General features: G+C 46.0%; 9 protein-coding genes. 2 read left to right on the top strand and 7 right to left on the bottom strand.

Annotated features, from left to right (window positions below; all coding sequences use genetic code 11):
* Positions 1–37 precede the first annotated feature (37 nt).
* The 5 genes from GAVG_RS00615 to GAVG_RS00590 all read right to left on the bottom strand — a co-directional run bounded on the left by GAVG_RS00615 (position 38) and on the right by GAVG_RS00590 (position 14743).
* Complete coding sequence (locus tag GAVG_RS00615) at positions 38–7705, bottom strand: FIVAR domain-containing protein (RefSeq protein ID WP_048653114.1); 7668 nt, start codon at positions 7703–7705, stop codon at positions 38–40.
* 1014 nt (positions 7706–8719) lie between these two features.
* Positions 8720–11503, bottom strand: a complete 2784-nt coding sequence (locus GAVG_RS00605; protein ID WP_009994449.1) for a glycoside hydrolase family 31 protein — start codon at positions 11501–11503, stop codon at positions 8720–8722.
* Positions 11504–11518: 15 nt separating this feature from the next.
* Positions 11519–12352: a carbohydrate ABC transporter permease gene (locus GAVG_RS00600; RefSeq protein ID WP_004113800.1), complete on the bottom strand. Its 834-nt coding sequence runs from the start codon at positions 12350–12352 to the stop codon at positions 11519–11521.
* Positions 12349–13284, bottom strand: a complete 936-nt coding sequence (locus GAVG_RS00595) for a carbohydrate ABC transporter permease (protein ID WP_009994448.1) — start codon at positions 13282–13284, stop codon at positions 12349–12351. The genes GAVG_RS00600 and GAVG_RS00595 overlap by 4 nt, the downstream gene beginning before the upstream one ends.
* 70 nt (positions 13285–13354) lie before the next feature.
* Entirely contained in the window at positions 13355–14743 is a 1389-nt protein-coding gene (locus GAVG_RS00590; RefSeq protein WP_004118145.1) for an extracellular solute-binding protein, read from the bottom strand.
* A 258-nt stretch (positions 14744–15001) separates the two neighbouring features.
* Here GAVG_RS00590 and GAVG_RS00585 point away from each other — a divergent pair, with 258 nt between their 5' ends.
* Positions 15002–16018, top strand: a complete 1017-nt coding sequence (locus GAVG_RS00585) for a LacI family DNA-binding transcriptional regulator (protein ID WP_004118143.1) — start codon at positions 15002–15004, stop codon at positions 16016–16018.
* On the opposite strand, the gene GAVG_RS00580 is transcribed toward GAVG_RS00585, so the two are convergent.
* Together GAVG_RS00580 and GAVG_RS00575 are read right to left on the bottom strand one after the other, a co-directional pair.
* A complete protein-coding gene (locus GAVG_RS00580) occupies positions 16002–16775 on the bottom strand; it encodes a TraX family protein (RefSeq protein WP_009993522.1) in 774 nt (257 codons plus the stop codon). The genes GAVG_RS00585 and GAVG_RS00580 overlap by 17 nt on opposite strands.
* A gap of 313 nt (positions 16776–17088) precedes the next feature.
* On the bottom strand, positions 17089–18795 hold the full coding sequence (locus GAVG_RS00575) for an alpha-amylase family glycosyl hydrolase (RefSeq protein WP_013399407.1): 1707 nt from the start codon (positions 18793–18795) through the stop codon (positions 17089–17091).
* Between the two features lie 482 nt (positions 18796–19277).
* Between GAVG_RS00575 and GAVG_RS00570 the strand changes: the two genes are divergently transcribed.
* Positions 19278–20507 carry an extracellular solute-binding protein gene (locus GAVG_RS00570; RefSeq protein ID WP_048653113.1) on the top strand — a complete coding sequence of 410 codons (1230 nt, stop codon included), beginning with the start codon at positions 19278–19280 and terminating at the stop codon, positions 20505–20507.
* Positions 20508–20565: the final 58 nt, after the last annotated feature.

Genomic DNA, 20565 nt, shown 5'->3' with positions numbered 1-20565 from the left:
CCAATCGTAGCAGCATCACACACTACTACAGATTAAACTAACGAGCCGAATGCTTCCTACGCTTAGACGCAGCACCAACCACTCCGAGCCCAGCAAACACCGCAGCCAAAGCAGCAAACACCGAGGAACTAGCGCCAGTATTAACACCACTCACGTCACCACGCTTGAGATTCATTCCAGCAGAATTACGCGCTGCGAGCATTCCCGCACGCAAAGCTGCACGCGCAGCACGCAAACGAGCCAACGCCGAATCAACCTGCCCCTGAGTAGCATTAGAATCCGCTAATACTAAACGAGCATAATTCAAAGCCGCATTAAACTCACTCACCAAGTTAGAATCAGCCACTACACCATTAGCATTAGCCGAAACATCACCAAGAGCCGCATCAACCTCAGCCTGCAAAGCACCCTTATCAACAACATTATTAACACTAGTATTATTCACATCGTTAACACCAACACCAGTATTAACAAGCCTGTTATAAGCATCAATCAACTTTTGCTTAGCATCACGAAGCCTACGAAGAGCCTGATCAACCTGAGCTTGTGTAGCATTAGGATCATTAAGCACACTATTCGCATCATTCAACGCCTGCTGATACTCCGCCAAATCAGCAGCCTTACCAATAATGAACGGAATCGACTTACGGAAATCAGGATCATTGTCAGCCTCAGTGTTCAAATCAGACTTATCGGTCTTATGAGAATCAGCAAGCTTCTTCTTAGCGTCCTGAAGCTTCTTCAAAGCATCATCAACCTGCGCCTGAGTAGCATTCTTGTCACCGAGAACCTTGTTAGCATCCTCAAGAGCCTGCTTGTAAGCATCAGCCTCTGGGCTTCCTGCAGCATTCTGATATTCAGGAGTCTTGGTGAAATCAGAATCCTTATCAGCCTCAACAGTCAAATCAGACTTATCAGTCTTATAACCATCCGAAAGCTTAGACTTAGCGTCCTGAAGCTTCTTCAAAGCATCATCAACCTGCGCCTGAGTTGCGTCCTTGTCACCAAGAACCTTGTTAGCGTCTTCGAGAGCCTTCTTGTAGTCTTCAAGAGCTTGCTTAGATGCGTCATCACCCTTAGCTTGAGCATTCTGATACTCAGGAGTCTTGGTGAAGTCACCATTAGCATCCGCCTCAGACTTCAACTTAGAAGGATCAGTCTTGTAGCCATCAGTAATCTTCTTCTTAGCGGCTTGCAATGCATCTAGGGCGTCGTCAAGCTCTTTCTGAGTTGGAGCCTTAGTCATGCCCTTAGGCAACTGGTCTTTTACTTTACCTGTTGTACGATCAAAAGCATCGAGAAGATTCTTAGCTTTCTCTAGGGCATCCTTGTATGCCTTCATGTCGGAATTATCCGACTTGCCGTCTTCACCCTTCTTAGCATCAGCGTTCTTGAACTCAGGCGTGTTCTCGAACACGTCGGTGCTGGTATCAGTATCGCCGTCCTTAGACTTATCAACTTCTTCTTGCAAGTCATGTGGGCTTGTTACGTAGTTCTTAGTAATCTTATCCTTGATATCTTTAAGATTCTTAAGAGCTTCGTCAACTTCCTTCTGAGTTGGAATATCCTTTTCACCCTGCTTTGGCGCAGAACCATCGTCGTTAAACTTCTTCAGAAGATCTTGAGCCTTCTTCAGTGCATCCTTGTATGCCTTTACATCAGGAATATCTTCGTCACCAGTCTTCTTAGCAAGAGCGTTGAGGTACTCCGTTGTTTGTTCAAACTTCGGATTATGTTCCTGTCCGGTCTCGTCTTTATCGTCGGCTTCCTTCTTAAGGGAAGATGCGTTGGTCTTGAAAGCATTGTCGATAGCTGTCTTTGCATCTTTAAGGTCTTGCAATGCCTTATCTACCTGCGCTTGGGTTGGACGATCTTCTGGCTTTGCATTTGGATCAGGGTTATTCACCTTGTTGATGAGTTCCTGTGCAGCCTTGAGTTTTTCGTTGTAAGCTTCCAGCTTCTTAGTAGCGGAGTTAGGATCCGTTGTCGCATGATCTTCTGTCTTCGCCTTTTCAAGTGCGTTCTTGTACGCAACAGACGCCTCGAATGGAGGAGTTACAGGATTACCTTGCGTATCCTTATCGCCAACTTCGTTAGAAAGCGGCTTGACATCAGTCTTGTAGCCCTCGGCAACAGTCTTCATGGCTTCTTGCAAAGTCTTAAGCGCGTCATCAACTTCCTTCTGAGTTGGAATTCTGGCTCCCGTTGTCACATTTGGCTTGCCGTCATCGTCGAATGCCTGAAGAATACCGATGGCTTTATTCAGAGCGCCGTCGTTAGTGTTCTTATCAAGAGCATCAACGTCAGTCTTAGCTTTAGATTTCTTATCTGCATCCGCGTTCTGATTATCCTTAAGAGCCTTAGCATTCTTATACTCAGGCGTATTCTTAAAGTCGCCAGCTGCAAAGTCTTTTGCAGCCTTAAGCGCAGCTGCATTGGTCTTGTAATTGTCGGTGATTTGCTTCTTGGCGTTCTTCAAAGCCTCAAGCGCCTCGTCAACCTGCTGCTGCGTTGGACGTTCGCTGTTCTTCTTGCCTGCCTCCGTAGCAGCCTTTACAAGATTGCGCGCTTTCTTAAGAGCTTCCTTGTAGGCTTTAACATCCTCATTATCCTTGTCGCCTTTGCCCTTCTTAGCGTCGGCGTTCTTGAACTCTGGCGATTCCTCGAACGAACCAGCAGTTGGCTGAGCAGCGCCGTCAGCAGTAGACTTATTAATTTCTGTCTCAAGATCAGTAGTAACGGTCTTATACTTCTCAACCTCAGTACGTGCTTTATCAAGAGCATCAAGCGCAGCATTAATTTCTGTTTGAGTTGGCTTTGCGTCTTGCGGCGTATCGGCGCTGTCATGCTTCTTCAAAAGCTCCTGAGCTTTTGTCAAAGCTTCATCATACGCCTTCTTGGCTTCGACAGCCTTAGTGTTCTTTTCTTTATCAGGAACAAGCTTGCCGCCCTCTTCTTTCATGAAGTGAGGATCAGACGCGTTGCGATACGCATCAGATGTAACAGTACCTTCGGTAGCAGCTGTGTCACCCTGCTTCTCTTTACCGTGTTCGCCAACACTCTTTTCCAGCTTGGTGGTGTCGGTGTTGTAGTCGTTGAGAGCCGCACGCTTCTCATTCAAGGTCTTAAGCGCGTCGTTTACTTGCTTCTGCGTTGCAGCAGGATTCTTGAGCAAGTCCTTTGCGGCATTAAGAGCGTCACCATACTCATCTATAGCCTTTTTAGCTGCATCATTCTTGGTTTTGTCGGCAGTCGTGCCATCTTCTTGTTTGTAGTCAGGATGCGACGCGTTCTTAAACGCTGGGCTTGGATGCGTGGTTGCGTCCTCGTTAATCGACTTAATCAAGTCATCGGTCTTGGTTGCAAACTTATCCAGACCTTTAACAGCATCATTAAGCTTTTCAAGAAGCCTCGTCACATCCCTATTCAAAGGCTGCTGCTTAGCGTGCGACTGAATGCCATCAAGATAGCTCGCACTATTTGTGTCGCCACCCTTTTTAGGAATAACGGACTCTGGGATTTCGTTACCGTCGTCACCCCTGTCCTTATCCATTTGATCATTGAACGCCTTTTGCAACTCCTTAAGCGCATCGTCGTACGCTTTCTTTGCCTTAGCTTCGTCAGAATTCGGGTCAGTATTTGCGGACGCATTTTTATACGCCGGACTATTAGTAATAGCCAAGCTATGAAGCAGCGCAGCCGAAATCTTGCTGGTATCCGTGGCGTACTTGTCGATTACCTTACGCGCTTCGATAAGTTGATTCTTAACCACATCAACCTTTTCCTGATCTACGGTACTCCCCGGCTTCTTTAAATCTTCCATCAAGTCTTTTGCAGCGTGGTACGCGTCGTTATAGGCTTTGAAGTCTTTCTTAGCCTGCTCGTCGCCCGCCTGCGCTTTATCAAAGGCGTTGAAGTAGGCAGGCATCAAATAACCGCTGAAGTTGTCTGCAAGCGCTTCCGCAAGGTCAGTTGTCTTTGTCTGATAGGTATCAGCATAAAGTACCTTTTCAGCATCTTCGAGATCTTTCTTAGCCTTTTCTACATCAGCCTTTGTAGCATTCTTTTCACCAAGTACTCTCTTAGCTTCTGCAAGCGCCTTATCGTAGTCCTCAACAGCCTTTTTAGCAGCAGGGTCGCTGTCTTTCTTTGCGGCAGCGTTCGTATAGAACACGCTGTGCTTGTTAGGATCTTTTGGATCAGGGTTATCTAAAGTCTTTTGAACCGCAGCATCAAGAGGAGCCTTGTCGGTTGCGTTAGCGTCGAGCGCATCCTTGGCGTCCTTAAGTTTCTTGATAGCGTCGTTTACTTCCTTTTGGGAAGCGTTTGGATCGGCTACAACCTCGCCTGCCTTCTTTACAGCGTTATCGTAAGCTGTACGCTGCTCAGGAGTAGAATTCTGGTAGGTTGGGTCAGCGGTCTTGAGCTTTTCGTCGCCTTGCTTAGTTGCGTCGCCCGTGTTCACATGACCATGCTGAGCGATGGCATTATTCAACTCATCTTTGTTGGTGGTGAAGTCGTTAAGCTTCTTGCGAGCCTCGTCCAACTTAGCCTTGGCATCGTCAACAGCCTTTTGCGTGGCGTTGTCGTCTGCCTTTACCTTATTGGCATCTTCAAGAGCCTTGTCGTAGGCTTTCTTCGCTTCTTTAGCAGCATTGTTCCTGGTTTCATCAGGCTTGCCATCAGCTGTCTTAAAATCAGGATTACTTACGTTCTTATACTTATCGCTAGCCTTTGTACCAGTTGTAGCTTGTTGACCTTCAGCAGGCGTACCATCTTCTGTTATCGACTTATCCAGTTCGTCTTTCTTGGTAGCGTCACCATCAAGAGCTTTGCGAGCTTTATCCAGCTTAATGGTTGCATTATCAACCTCAGCTTTAAGCTGTTCAGTTAACTGATCATCTGGTGTAGTTCCAACTTTTTCAAGCGTTTGCTTAGCAACCTTCAATGCATCTTCGTAGTCTTTCTTCACTTTGTCAGACGCGTTGTAGTACTTCGACTGTGTTGGAACTTCCTTGCCTTCAACCTTGTCCGTCTTGTGCTCAGCAATCGACTTAGAAAGATCATCTTTCTTATGATTCGTTTGCGGCACAAAGATAATGTTGATTGCCTTAGGCGTGTTGTTAGGATCCTTTTGATACGGATTTGTATATACGCCGCGATAGTACGTCAAAGTATATGGTGCAACAAACAAGCGCGTCTTAAAAACTTTGTTCTGCTTAGCAGCAACAGTTACAGAACCAGCCTCTGTATCCCAGGTATACTGACCCACCTTCGACTCTTCGTCACCCATATTCACGTCTGAATTGGCAACTTGTGGATTGCCTATCCAATACGGACCACTCATCATACCAAGGGTCAGCTCGGTAGTAGGTTCACCATTTTTATCAATTGAATAATACACATGAGATTTACGCGCCTTGCCGTTCGCGCCTTCGTGATCGAGCGCTTCACCACCCGTAAGCGGACGCAAACCTGTTTTCTGATCCTTAGGCGTGGCTTTGATAAGTTTCAAAATCTCAGGAGCGGTAAACGCTTGAGCTTTGGTTGAATCATAACGATAGATAAGCGTAGTGTGTTTATCGTCACTCCACGAGAAGCCCTCATCGCTATCGCGACCATCAAGCTTATTCTTTACCAGTTCAACGTTATAATCGGTGCGGATATCTGGTAGACGCGTCAATTTATTCGACTTTACATCGGATGTAAACTCGGCAACTGCCTTATCAGTTTTAATAGTTACACTAATATTATTTTCTTGTAAGCCGTTTGAACGACCTTTATTAGCATCGCCTGCACAAGTAAGGTCACCCGTAATGTACGAAAGCGTGATTTGGTCTTTGTAGTTATCCTTGGATAGTCCAAGTTCTTGATTATCTTTATTAGCTTCGTAAATAGCTGTTTTAATTCGATCAAGTTCAGCGTTTGAGTAGCCAAGTGGGTTAGCCACAAAGACTGCTTTATCGCCAGTTGGAACGGCAACGTCGGTTTCTGCTAGTTTCTTCATAACGAGGTCTTTGAGTGCAATCTTAGGAGCGTCCGCAGCATCCACGCCGTCGAAGCTGATTACAGCTTCACCCTGATCGTTGAAGGTCACCTTGTCTTGTGACACATGATTAAGCTGTGCGAGCTTCTTTCGAATGTTCGCCTTTTGGTCGTCTGTAAGCTTAGTGATGTCCACCTCGTCCACAATCGGCTTATCAATACGCGTGTCGTAGCGCGCAACCGTAAGCGCCAGCGCCTCGGACTTGTAGCCGAGGTCGGAGACCAAGTAGGTCTTGAGTGTTTGAGCGCCAGTGGTATATGTGGTTACTTTGTCGGTATTCTTTGATGTTACAGTGTTAATGCGATTAAACTGATTAGCATCATACGCCTGATTGTCAGTAATAACCACCTTTTTATCAGGGTCATCTGGCGTCTGAACGAATTTACCATTTTCTCCAGTGCGACCACCAACGCCGTTAGATCTACTTGCAGCATCAATTTGTGCGCGAATTGATTTTTTACCAGTGGCTTCGGTAGGAGCATCTAAAGCAGCCTTGAGCTTATCTTGAATTTGTTGTGCGGTAAGCTCTTCGTTATACTTCAAAACAATTGAGCCAGCTGTTTTAGGCGGAACAAGTGTTGCTGCACGCACAATATTTGTTTTATACAGTACAGATTCTTTACCATCTTTGGTGCCGTACACATAAATACAGCGGTTTGCAGTGTATTTTTCTGCAGCCATGTTTGCTTCGCTATAAAGCTTAGTCATGGTAAGCTTAGCTGAGCCATCTGTATTTACTATAAATTCGTACTTACCAGAATATGGCTTGTGCTCGTTTTCATTAGCAGAATAATATTCAAGGAACTTTCTACTTTTATCATTATCAACAGTATTACCATCAGATGGGAAAATTGCTACTTTGGTAATTGTGCTACCGTCAGAAGGTTTTGCAAAATTAAATGTTACTTCTTGGTTTTGCCCTTTTTCAATATACACATTGTCAGAAGATCCCCATGCATACAAGTTAGGAAGCGTGTCTTTTGTTTCTTTTGAAAGCGTTATCTCACTATTAACTTGTGGAGCAGGTGCAGGATTAGCTTCGCGATCTTGACCAACAACAGGTTCGCTCTGCTTCTGATTTTCATCCTTAGCATAATTAGTAGCCTCAGGTTGCTTATTCTCAACCGTCGCACGCCTTGTACGCTTCTTTACAACATTTTCCGCAGGAGTGCTAGTTTCCTCAGTGGTGCTACTGTCTGCATTATTCTTATCAGTAGCAGAAGTGCTATTCGTAACCTTATTATCTACAGCCGTAGCGCTCTCAACCTTCGACCCAGACTCAGTCTTAGTAGCGTCAGCCTTACCTTCGGTTTTTACTACAGTCTGCTCAGTTGGTTTAGTCTGCTCAGGCTGCTCCTTCTTAGATTCTTCCTTCTTATTAGTCTCGGTCGCAGTCTTCTTAGAATCCTCACCCTCAGTCTTATTCTTATTAGCAATTACACTCTGTTCTTTTGCAGGATCATTCGTATTAACAGGCGCAGAAGCAGGAGTCTCCGCCGCCATTGCAGGAGTTGCGCCAAAAGCAATCGCCGCGCCGGCAATTACGCTAGCAGCTCCAGCCGAAAGAGCAGCCACTTTGCGCATATCAACAGCCTTTGCAGACTCATCTTTTGCAGAACCAAATGTCTTGTTGGCGTGTTTAGCAGATTTTGTAGTCATGTTCTCCTCTTTCCGTGAGATTAATTAAATTTACTTGATATTGCTTTGCGCACCGACCGTGAATCTCAAAGCCCTATAGTTTTTAACAATAGTTTTACAAAGTCTTATAGCGTACATCTATAATGATGTAACCATCCTTTGAGAAGTCATTATAACATTTTAGAAAAAATTTTGAAGATAACTAACAAATGTTTATAGCTTTGGGGGATACATACCCCCCCCCCCAAGCCTTTTATTTCAAGGGTTTTTGCGAAATAATTTTTTCAAAAATTCTTGCAGTTCTGGCAAGTCAACCGCCATTTTTAGCTCACTCATCTAAACATTTGTATATGATACAAATCACATTTTTAGACCCTATACAGCGGGTTTTCGTTCGCCGCAAGCATCAACTTTTTCCCGAAAATGTTGTTCAAAACGGCAAAATCAACAACAAAAAGCGGAGTTGTTTTCCGTGCTTTGTTGTTTATGTTGACTTTTGTTCAATATTTTGTGCATTTCTTGTAGTGCGTTTGTATCAAAAAACGCCGAAATTCAGTACAAACACACTACAGTTTTGCGTGTTTGTGTAGTGTGTTTGTATTAAAAAACGCTGAAATTCGGTACAAACGCACTACATGATTACACCAAATGCGGCGATGAAAGCCACACAAAAGCTCAGACGTGTAAGAGGGCTGGGTGATTCTTGGTCGAACAATATAAGAGCGGCAGCCGATACCAAATAATCCAATGAGCCACCGCTACAAACAAACTTCAACCCAAAAACAAAATCAAAGCCAAAACGGAACAACCGCAACAACAACCAACACGTAAGAGGCGAAGCGTTGTGCGAATCGACGACTTCGAGCTGCATAATGCGCGAGAAGTCACTTCGATTCGCTGAGCTTGCTCAAAGTTGAAAGCACAGTGTGCTTTCAACGCAAGCGAAGGCGCGAGCGCGCTGTAACGCGCGAGCGTAGAATTAGCCAGCCCTCCTACAACACCAAATAGGAAATATCGTTCGCGCATTACAGTGCATTACAGCGCGCTCCGAAGTAAAATCTCCTCAAGCGCGCGCTTAACCGAATCAGGCAGCGTGCACTTCCATTGCGCCCACTTAGCAACCTCTGGGTGCTGCGGAGCATGCGCATTAGTCAAGTCAACGCTTTGCTGATGTCGCTCAAACTCGCTCTCGCTAGTGTACTCAAGCGCGCAAAGCTCACTTATAGCACTCGCGCTACCACCAGCCTGGCGAATCGCGTCAAAAGCAATCTCCTTGCCGCGGTACGGCATTTGCGCTTGTAAAAGCAGCCTGTAGCAATCGCCAATCTTAGGATCTTGCGCAATGCACAGTCCGCTATCCACAATCACTCGCACGCAATCGCAAACAGGCACGTTGCGCACAGAAACAATAAGACTTAAGTCGCCCTCTTCGCCTTCATATGAAACTTCTACAGCCTTAGATTCAAGCTGATTTTCCCCAACAAAAACGCGAATGCGCGAAAAGTCTGGGCAAGCAACACCTCTAAATACCACGCTCCAATCGCGCTTGGAAGGCAGCGAAGAAACAGCACTAGCGCATCCTTTTGCTGCATCAATCACAAACTGTGTGGATCCATTCCCATCTCGCCAAATAAGCTCCATGCGCGTATCGGCAGTTTTCCCAGCGCACGCGTCTTCAAATCGTCCGTTATCTTCGCGCATCACAAACTCGCCGCAATCCCCCGGGAATGCGAGAACGCGCAAAGATCGCGGATTTTCAATGCTATTAACCGCAGCCGCCGCCTGCTCGCTACTTGCACAAGACGCCTCACTTGGCAAAACTTGCATTGGAATAATGGCACCAGCGCGCGCAAACGCCGGCACGCGGTCGATTCCTCGCCAAACCTCAAATCTGCGCCCAGCACCGCCGCGCGAAACGTAGCGCCTTCCGTCAAAGAAATCGTACCAATCGCCTTCTGGAAGCCAAACGGCAGTGCACCCGCGCTCAACTTGCGCGCGCCCCTTGCTAACGATTGGCGCAACCACAAGCTGGCTGCCAAAACGGTACTCATTCGGCATCTCGTACGCTGCAGGTGTTTCTGGCGATTGCCAATACATTGGCTCTACAATCGGCCTTCCGCAAACCGCCGCGCGATAGTTCATCGTATATAAATAAGGCAGCATTTGCGCGCGAAGTCGCAGCATTTTAACCATCGCGTCACGAGTTTCACGAGGGAAGTTCCACGGCTCCTTGCCTGCAAACGGCGAGCAGCTGGAGTGAAGGCGATTAATCGGGCTAAACGCGCCAAACGCATACCAGCGCGCCTCCAGCTCATCGCATCGCAAGCCAAGCATGTGTCCGCCAATATCGTGGCTCCACCAGCCGTAGCCAATGTTAGACGCCGTAGAAGTAAAGTAAGTTTGGAAAGCCAGCGAATCCCACGTTGTTACGCTATCTCCCGAGAATCCCACTGGGTAGCGGTGCGAGCCAGGCCCCGCGTAGCGCGAGAACGTTATCGGCCACGCGCCTCCGCGCCCCGAATCCTGGTAGTGCACGTGGTTAAGCATCCAAAGCGGATCCAAGCCAGCCTGCTTTGTAACTCCGCCCTGCTGCCAGTCAATCCACCAGAACCCAACGCCCTCGTTCTCCATGCGCCGATGCATGTTTAGGTATGCTCGCAAAAAGCGCGGATTTGTAAGGTCAAACTCAACTGCCTTGCCGCTTGCAGGGTCAATTCCCATATCGCGCGCAACTTGCGCATAGTCTTCTTCAAACGCGCGCACGCCGTCTCTCGGGTGCAAATTAAGCGTTGCAGAAAGCCCTTCGCTGGCAAGTCTGCGCAAAAACGCGCGATGATCTGGGAATAAATCGCGGTTCCACGTGTAGCCAGTCCATCCCGAACCATACTTTGGGTCCACATCCGTCACGTGCCAATCCATGTCGATTACTGCCGTGGAGAACGGTATTCCTTCGCGCTTAAATCGGCTCATCAGCTGCAAATATTCGTCTTGGCTGTACCTGTAGTATCTGCTCCACCAGTTGCTTAGCGCAAATCGCGGAAGAAGCGGCTGCGCGCCCGTAAGCTTGTAAAAGTCGCGAATTGCGCCTATATAGTTGTGACCGTAGCCAAAGAAGTATAGGTCTTTAGAGTTTTCGCCAGAGTTTTCCCCAGACACACTGCCATCCGCCTTTTCACGCGGCTCCACCCATGCCCCGTATGGGTTTTCTTTTCCATCAACAGCAGCCGCATACGCGATTTGTGCCGAGCGCGAATCGTCTAACACAGCCCACCCGTCGCGAGATATTACGCCCGTTCCAAGCTTAACGGCTCCATCCGCCTCGTCCACTGTTCGCGCTGTGCCGAGCAAATTGCCGTGGCACTCGTCGCCGTAATGCCACGTGTTGAATTGCGAGCCTGGCACTCCGCGCACAACAATGCTCAAGCCCTCTTTGCTAAACGGCTGCTGGTTGTACGTGATCAGTAGTTTTTCGGTTTCGACTTCTATCCAGTCATTTTCCAAGTTTTTTACACTATATTTTGGATTAAAAGCGCGCGATGCCTCATCTTCGGTTGCTTGCGACTTTTCCGCGGCAAACTGCGTGCCAGCCTCGAAGTTTCGTCTTACAACTGTTTGCGTAGGCGCGTCTACAAATCCGCCGTTTTCACTCCACTCAAGGCGCACAAGCGAATCCGTGATTAACGTGATTCGCCAATTTTTGCCGCTTATAACCTGCGACTCTTTGGCTTTAGACATCGGATTTTTAGCGTAATCGTAAAAAATGTGTGTGTCTTGCACATCCTGTGTTCCACGCGCTTCACGCGCATCTTGTAAAGTCATTCGACCCGCCCTTTTCTACTTACCGCTGCCGGTTGAAATTCCAGCAATAAACTGCTTCTGGAACACCAAGTACACTACTACTACAGGAATAATAGCAAGCGATGCCGCAGCAAACAAACCGCCGTAGTCAGTTCCAAATCTTCCGCTAAACGTCTTCAATCCAACTGCAAGAAGCTGCTTTTTCTCGTCTGTAATCATAAGGAATGGCCACAAATAGTCTTCCCAATTCCACAAGAACGTAAATATCGCGAGCGCAGCAATAGTATTGTGGCTCATTGGCAGAATTATTCTGTGGAATATTCTAGAATCCGAAGCTCCATCTAGTTTTGCTGCTTCAATCAATTCGTCGGATATTCCGCTTATTGATTGTCGGAATAAGAAGATTCCAAATGCGCTTATTAAGCCTGGAACTATAAGCGCGCGATACGTGTCTTGCCAACCAAAGCTAGTCATCATGTCGTATTGAGGAATAATTGTTACTGCCCACGGTACCATCATCGTGCTTATTACTATTCCAAAAAGCAGATTTCTGCCACGGAACCTCATTTTTGCAAACACATATCCAAGAACGGCACTCGTGTAAATGGCTATTACCGTTTTAACTACCGATATAAACAATGAGTTAAAGAATAGCCTCAAAAAGTCGAATTTCTCTTGAATCCCAACGTAATTCCCAAATGTGCTTGGCTTTGGGAACAGCCCACCATCTATGCGCACAATGTCGCTGTTTGGAGCAAAGGAAGATACAAACATCCAAATAAATGGCACGATTGTTAAGAAAGACAATAAGAATAGGAATATTGTTAGAAACCATCCAATAATGCTCTTTTTAAGATTTTGTTTTTTCATACTAACTCACTATCCTTAGACGCTTTAAACATTATGAATGTTAGGATTCCAGTGATTATAAACAGAATGACGCTCATTGCAGATGCAATTCCAAAGTTATACTTTTGGAACGCTTGATCAAAAATTAGGTAGCTGATTGTGTACGTTGATGTTCCTGGGCCTCCATTGGTCATAACAAGAATCTGAACATACGCTTGAATATAACCAATCATAGATGTGATTACTATAAAAAGTGTTGTTGGTTTTAGCAACGGAACTGTTATTCTAAAGAATTTCTGAACACTATTAGCGCCGTCGATTTCTGCCGCTTCGTAAACATCTTTTGGCAGATTCATTAATCTAGCCAAATACAATACCGTTGCGTAGCCAAAGTCTTTCCAAATTGTCATTATTATGATTGCTGGCATAGCCCAAGTCGAACTGTGCAACCAATTTATGTTTAATCCTGTAACCCTATCGATCATGCCAAACTGCGGGTCAAACATCCACATCCACACAAAGCTCACTGCCACCAACGGCGTAATTGTTGGCATGTAGAAAAGACCTCGCAGAGTATCTTTGCACTTAACAAGCTTGGAGCTTAACAACATTGCAAAACCAATGCCAAGAATAACGCGGAATACAACAGATACAAACGTAAAGATTGCGGTGTTTGCAATGGACTTCCAGAATAACTTATCTACTAAAATCTGCTTAAAATTATCCAGCCCAACCCAATTGTATGTTCCAACAAGCGGATTCCATTCATGGAAGCTGCCTGCAAAAGCCTTATATATTGGATAGGCAAGAAAAATCACAAAATAAACAATCAGAAACACTACTGCTATATTCCGAAAGGAGAAGGTTCGAGAAAGAGCAGTGCTTATTTTTGACATACCACCATTATGTTTTCTCATTTTGCTCAAATGAGAATCCTGATTTACTTGTTTCATGATTTTCCTTGCCTTACCTACTGAGCACAGTGATTACGATTTACAACTAGTTAACTAGTCTGCTTTGTTTTTACTTGTGCTCTTTGAAGAACTCATACTTACTTTCTGCAGACGTAAACTTAGAATTCTTCATATCTTTAACCATTGTTGCTTGAGCCTCTTTGATTGCATCATCAATAGACTCACCATTTTGCATAACGTTCTGGAAAGCAGCCTTGCTACTTGTTTCCACGGTAGAAGGCGTGATCCCTGGCCAGATTAGGCGATCTGCACGCGGCTGAATCGCAGCCATTACTGGAGCCTTTAGAATCTCAGGATCGTTTTGCAAAGACTTCTTTGCTGGGAACGAGTTCAAATGCTTTACTGCCGAGCGAATAAACGCATCGTTAGCGAGAATGAACTTAATAAAGTCTTGAGCAACCTCTTGCTGATCTTTTGACTGGTGAGCGTTAATTCCTGGAGTGGATTCTCCATTGTAGCGATCGTACGCAAATGGCTTTTCTTTTGTGAATGTTGGAGTTGGGAAGACTCCATATTCAATATTTGGGTACTTTTCTTTTAGCACACCTTCGAGCCATCCCCAGGCATAAACCATTCCAGATTGGCCGTTTCCAAAGCTTTGCGTGTAATCCGTGCCAAAGTCGGTAGAAATGACCTTGTCTTTGTCGTACAAATTCTTCAAGAACTTCATGTTTTCACGCGTGACTTTGTTGTCAAAATTAGGCTTCTTGCCACTTTCATCAAAAGCAAGTTCACCACGCTGATAGTTCAATCCTTGATTGATTGCAGCATAAGCATCGCCGTTCACGTTAAATCCAGCCTGTTCCATCTTGGAACCGTTCCACTTAGTGAGTTTCTTTGCCACTTCGCGCAACTCATCCCAAGTAGCAGGAATATCTGCCTCGGTTAAGCCAGCTTCCTTCCAAAGCTTCTTGTTGTAGTAGATGTTTCCCGTATTGATTACGGAATCAATGTACTTTACATTACCTTTAGCATCTTCATGCGCACTAGCCGTTGCGTAATCCGATTCCATAGCAGCCTTGTCAATCTTGTAATCGGCAGCGTATGGGCGAATAAGCTCATCTTTGGAGTTGTGAATATTGAACAAAGCTGGGCCCTTTGTTCCCTTTAGAGCAAGAGGAAGCTTTGTCCAGTAATCATCCCAAGCAACGTTCTTAGTCTTAAACTTTACATTTGGATAAATCTTTTGATAATCCTTAATCATGTCGTAAATTGGATCAGTGGACGCGTCTCCCCAGCTCCAATACTCAAGCTGGATTGGCTTTCCTTGATTTACTAAATGATTTGGGTCATACTTTAAAGCTTGACCCATAACAGCTAGGCCTTTGTCTTTCTTTGTATCTGTTACTCCTGCTGCACCATTATTCCCACATGCGGCAAGCGTAGAAATCATGCCCAAAACTGCTATACAGGATATGCATATTTTTCTAATCTTCATTGTTACTCCACTTCCTCGTGAAATTGATGGGTAATTTTATAATATTGCTTTAAGTTTGACTCGGTCAAACATTAAAAATGTAAATGTAAAGGTTTTCATTTTGAATCCTTAATACTAAGCTAGTTTTGCACGAATAAATACTTTTTAGGCGGCGTGTCTAAAAATGTAAACCTTTTCATTTATGATAACTAGAAGCAGGGTGATTGAAAGAAATGCAGCTAAAAACTCTGCAGCTAAAACGCTTAAAAGAGGTGCGACTTGTCAAAAACTAGTATTTGCGATGTAGCAACACTGGCAGGAGTGTCGATTGCAACCGTCTCCAGAACATTCGCACATCCAGAAAAAGTCTCCGCATCTACACGCGCCAAAGTCATGCGCGCAGCCGAACAAATGGATTTCACTGTTTCTAGAACCGCTGGAGAGCTTAAAACAGGCAAATCATATCGCATAACGCTACTAATCGGAAGCAGTAAAATCGAATGGTTTAGCTCAGCAATTATAGAAGGATTAAATAGCGTACTGAACAAAAATGGCTACGACCTTGTAATACACCTTTTAGAGGGAGTTGAACAAAGAAAAAACTTCTTTAAAGAGCTGCCCTTACGCGCAAACACAGACGCAATAATCGTATCGTCATTTGACATAAGCAGCAATGAGGCTGAACAATTACAACGCATAAACGTACCAATTGTCGGAATAAACTGCACAGCTTCTAAAGTGCTTTCTGCATCAATCGGAATCGACGATGCTCTGGGCATAAAACTTGCGATTCAACACTTAGCAACATTAGGGCATAAGCGTCTTTTATACGTGTATGAGCATTTTTGTTCATCTTTCCGCTTTAGCTCGTCAAGAAGAATAACAAGCTTTGAAAACGTGTGCAGCAATATTGATGGAATGCAAGGGAAAGTACTGCCAATAGACATAAAAGATGACCCTATAGATGCCACTCTTTCTGAGCTTTTTACACAAGAAAATCCCCCTACTGCAATATGCTTCCACCAGGATTCAACAGCAATGCCGTTCTTGTTTAGATTACAAAAATTAGGAATTCGCGTGCCTGAAGATTTATCGATTATAGGATTCGACAATGGCACTTATGCAAAAGAGGCTGGACTAACCACAATCCGCCAAAATCCTAAAACAATGGCAGAACAAGCTGGGAACATTGCGATATCTCTTATAGAAGGTAAAGCTGTAGCGCGAAGACATCTTACAGCTCCAGTGCAACTTATTATAAGAAATTCTACGGCTGCACCTAAAGCAGAATCGTGAACAAGCTTGCGATTACAAGCATAAGCGGATACCACGCATACATAAGCCAGCGGAATTGCTTAGTTTGCTTAGGTCCATCGCCATACGGGCTGCGATAGTGCAGCACAGCCACGCCAACGCCTGGCGCCAAAAGAGACATTGCTCCGAAAGCGCCAGCAATCAGTTCCATGCGAATCTCGTGGTTTTCTAGGAATCTAAAAATCAAAACAAATCCTAAAAGTAAAGCTCCGCCCCAAAAAATATTCTGCCTAAAGCCGACTTTTCCGAAAAGATTCCACAATATTCCTGCAATCAGAATCACTGCGATTGACGCCACTTTTTGCGCACCCTTAAAACGCGCGCGAACCATGTCAATTCCCGAAAGCACAAAAAGCGCAATAACAAGCCCAAACACTGGGTTTTGCGAGCGCATATCGAAAGCGCAGCCAAAGGTTGTAAAGTCGTACGGAACCTCGCAAATAAGCGCAAGCACAAGAAGGCGGAGCGTGTAAAGGTTGAGATTATGCGTGTTTTGATATCCGCGAACGAGTAGCCACGCGTACCACGGCAGAGCCGACCAGCTTATAACTTCGCAAACTACGGCAGCTGTGAGGCTCCACATGTTGGAGTTGGAAAGGCCGCCAAAAAGGTGCGGAATCACGGTTGTTCCGAACGCACTGAGCATCATCATTACAGCGCCGAGCAGCTTGAACTTTTTGAGCGTAATACCCATTTTTATGTTCTTATCTGCGCGGATCTTTGGTTTTAGCGCGTCCATAATTCACCTCTTGCTAGCACTCGTTGCGTTAAGTGCGTATAAGCTTTTGCCGTCATTGCAACGTTATTGACAACAGCGTTGACAACGTCATTGCATAATCATTGCAATTGTATCAAACCCTAACTTAAATCTCTGCAGTGCGCGACGACCTACCTTTTCGCTTAGAGCATAGCGCGAAAAGGTAATTCGGAGCGCTGAGCCGCTTAAATGTAAAGTCCAGTGGACTTTACATGCGGCGAAGACGTCCGCGCGCTTAGACCGCGCGGACGTAGAAACACCCAGCCCTCACACAACGCTAAATAGGAAAATCGTGTTATAAAGCAAACACGGCGAAGGACTGCGCGCCTAGTTTAAGCGCGGAAGAATCGCAAGCAACCGCTCCAACCGAAAGCCGCGGCTGCAAAATCGCCTCTGGCGTAAGCCCCGCAAGCGCGCTAAGCGCAATCGTCTCCTCGTTTAATCCAGGATTCATAACCACAATGCATCTATCTGTAGAGGATTCGCCATCCGACACATTCGACTCAGCCGCGCATCGCTCGTATGCAAAGCTGCGACCATCCACAGGCGCATGCAACACTCGCCAAGTGGCATCCGCGTGCAGCGCCGCGCACTCGTGGCGCAAAGCAATCAGCGCGCGCACCCAGTTAAGCAGCGAATCACCATCCTGCTCTTGCCCCAAAACCGTTGGAATTTCGCCACTTTCTACCGCTTGTTTGCGAGAATTTGCGCAGGTCCTTCCATCCGCGCGCGCTTCAACAGGCAAATACAACTTCGACTTTGCGGCCGTGGAGAATCCAAAATTCTTGGAATCATCCCATTGCATTGGTGTACGCGTACCCGTGCGCGCATAACCTCCCTCTTTTGTAGGAATATCGCGGTATTTCATGCCGATTTCGTCGCCATAATACACAAACGGCACGCCTGGCATTGTAAGAATCATGCCGAAAGCCACGCGACGCTCACGATCGTCAAGACGCGGAGCTAAACGCGGCGTATCGTGATTGCACGTTATAAAGCTAAAGTAGCCGTCGTTACAAGTAGCCTCGTATTGTGGGCAATAATCGTCTAAAAATGGGCAAATGCTGCCGCCACCACGCGCATTAAAGTAGCTGTGGTCGTGCTCAGGATTGCTGTCTAGCGCATTATCCACATCTCTAGCTAAGCGCGCATATCCGTTTGGCTGCCCATCCCAGCGCCAATTCAAATAGAAGTCCATGTCGAATCCAGCAGCCAGCGCCTGACGCGGCCTGCCCCACTCCGAAACGAACGCAGCCTGCGGATACTCGGCCTTTACAGCACCCAGCATTTCTTGCCATGCGTGAATCGTGTTGTCTTTGCCAAGGCTTCCTTCGCCATTGTTGTCGTCGTTTTTTACAAGCGAATCCGCCATGTCTACGCGGAAGCCGTCTGCTCCAAGCGAAAGCCAGAATCGCATAACATCAACCATTGCAGCGCGAGTTTGCGCCGCCTCCTCAGAATCTGGCGCGGATTGCCACGCGCGATCCCTTTGCGCAAAACCGTAATTTAGCGCTGGCTGGCATTTGAAGAAGTTCAGAATATACGTGGCATCTCGCTCGCTTTCGCCGCCAATAAACGGCATGGAATAGCCGCTAAACGCGCTGTCGGTCCATATATATCGCTTGCTAAACTCGTTTTCTTGCGCGCGCGAGCTTTGCTTAAACCACTCGTGCTCTTCGCTTGTGTGTCCTGGAACAAGGTCTAGCAAAATGTGCATTCCGCGATTGTGTGCTTCGCTAAAAAGACGCTGCAAATCCTCGTTTGTGCCGTAGCGCGCTGCCACTTTTTTGTAGTCGCGCACGTCGTAGCCCGCATCTTTAAATGGCGAATCGTAGCAAGGATTTAGCCAGATCGCATTGCATCCAAGCGATTTTACGTAGTCGAGCTTTTCGATTATGCCTGGAATATCGCCTATTCCGTCGCCGTTTGAATCGTAGAAGCTTTGTGGATAGATTTCGTAGAACACGGCGTCGCGCAGCCATTGTGCATGTTCGTTTTGCATATTTCCCCCGTTTTGTTGGTTTTGTTGGCGTGACCTGTCTTTTATCTTGACTTATCTTATCTCTTTTATTTTGACTTGACTTATCTTGTCTAATTTTATTTTACTATCCACTTTTCCGCATTTTGTTGCTCAACATGCCATTTTGAGCAACAAAATCAGGAAAACTTTACGCTTTGACTGAGCTCAAAATCGTCGATTCACATTCAACCAGTCAATAATAAAATTCCGTTAAATTTACTGAGTTATAGAATAAAATACGATTTTCTAAAGCTAAAAAGTCACTTTACAAACAATTTTTCTAATCACTTGCGACATGATTTGCTAACACTTTTATATCCGTGTATACTACACATTGCTTATATACGGATTTCAATAAAAATGCGACACTGCTCAACGCAGCAAAATGCGATGTTGCGTCGCATGGAATCTGTTACTATGCCACCAAAGAACATGCCAAGCTGGCATGATATAGGAGGTCAAGGATGACGAATATGAAGAAAGTGCTGGGCGCAGGCCTCGCAATCGCTACAATGTTTGGATTTGCTGCATGCGGTTCTAGCACCAACGCTGGCTCCAGCAACAAGGCAAACCCAGTAAAGCTCACCGTGTGGTCTTCTTCCGAAGATCAGAAGGCTGGCGGCTGGATTCAGGCTATGGAGAAAGCCTTCAAGAAGGATCACCCAGAGGTTACTTTTAAGAACGCTGTTGTTGCTCCACCAGATGCTGCTAAGACCGTTAAGCAGGACGCTAAGGCTGCTGCCGACGTTTACCTGTTCCCTAACGATCAGCTCGGCGACTTGGTAAAGGCAAACGCAATTGGCGAGTTGAGCGACGACGCTGCCAAACAGGTTAAGGAAGACAACGATGATACCATCATCCAGTCTGTAACCGCTCAGGATGGCAAGCTTTATGGCGTTCCATACATGGGCAACACTTGGTTCATGTACTACGATAAGTCCAAGTTCTCCGACGAAGACGTTAAGTCCCTCGATAAGATGCTCGAAAAGGGCAAGGTTGCTTTCGATATCAGCAACGCTTGGTACCTTCCAGGCTTCTACCTCGATGGCAACATGACCCTCTTCGGCCAGAAGAGCAACGATGGCAAGGCTGGCATCAAGATTGGTGATAAGGCTGCCGAAATCACCAAGTATGTTGCAAAGTTCATTCAGAACAAGAACTTCGTAATGGATGGCGATGGCGCTGGCTTAGCTGGCATTAAGAACCACACCGTTGACGCTTACTTCTCTGGCTCTTGGGATGCTGGCGATGTAAAGAAGGCTTTGGGCGACAACTACGCTGCTGCTCAGCTTCCAAAGTTCAAGTCTGAAGATGGCGAACATCAGATGAAGTCCTTCGCTGGCTCTAAGGCTGTTGCTTACAACCCTAACTCCAAGGCTCCAGAGATGGCCGCTAAGTTCGCTGCATTCCTCGGTTCTAAGGAATCCCAGGAGCAGATGTACAAGCTTCACGGCGATATCCCAGTTGCTAAGTCTTTGTCTGATCTCGTTAAGGACAACCCAGCCGCTGTGGCTCAGATGAACACCATTGCTAAGACTTCTGTCTTGCAGCCAACCGTTCCAGAAATGGGTGCCTTCTGGGATCCAATGAAGACCTTCGGTACTGCATTGGCAAACAAGGAAGTCAACGACGGCAACGCCGCTGCAAAGATTGCAGACTTCCAGAAGGGCTTTGAGGAAGCTCTTAAGAAGTAAGTATTACTTACGACTGTTTTCTAAATATTAAATTCTTTTAAAAGAAAATAATATTTAG

The sequence above is a fragment of the Gardnerella vaginalis ATCC 14018 = JCM 11026 genome, assembly GCF_001042655.1.
GTDB classification, from domain to species: Bacteria; Actinomycetota; Actinomycetes; order Actinomycetales; family Bifidobacteriaceae; genus Bifidobacterium; species Bifidobacterium vaginale.
This window is presented reverse-complemented; position numbering and strand designations above follow the sequence as displayed.

Bases quoted from the DNA above. Each gene is read 5' to 3' on its own strand.
- GAVG_RS00575 (WP_013399407.1), bottom strand. From the start codon at position 18,795: ATGCAAAACGAACATGCACAATGGCTGCGCGACGCCGTGTTCTACGAA.
- GAVG_RS00615 (WP_048653114.1), bottom strand. From the start codon at position 7,705: ATGACTACAAAATCTGCTAAACACGCCAACAAGACATTTGGTTCTGCA.
- GAVG_RS00600 (WP_004113800.1), bottom strand. From the start codon at position 12,352: ATGAAAAAACAAAATCTTAAAAAGAGCATTATTGGATGGTTTCTAACA.
- GAVG_RS00580 (WP_009993522.1), bottom strand. From the start codon at position 16,775: ATGGACGCGCTAAAACCAAAGATCCGCGCAGATAAGAACATAAAAATG.
- GAVG_RS00605 (WP_009994449.1), bottom strand. From the start codon at position 11,503: ATGACTTTACAAGATGCGCGTGAAGCGCGTGGAACACAGGATGTGCAA.
- GAVG_RS00590 (WP_004118145.1), bottom strand. From the start codon at position 14,743: ATGAAGATTAGAAAAATATGCATATCCTGTATAGCAGTTTTGGGCATG.
- GAVG_RS00570 (WP_048653113.1), top strand. From the start codon at position 19,278: ATGACGAATATGAAGAAAGTGCTGGGCGCAGGCCTCGCAATCGCTACA.
- GAVG_RS00595 (WP_009994448.1), bottom strand. From the start codon at position 13,284: ATGAAACAAGTAAATCAGGATTCTCATTTGAGCAAAATGAGAAAACAT.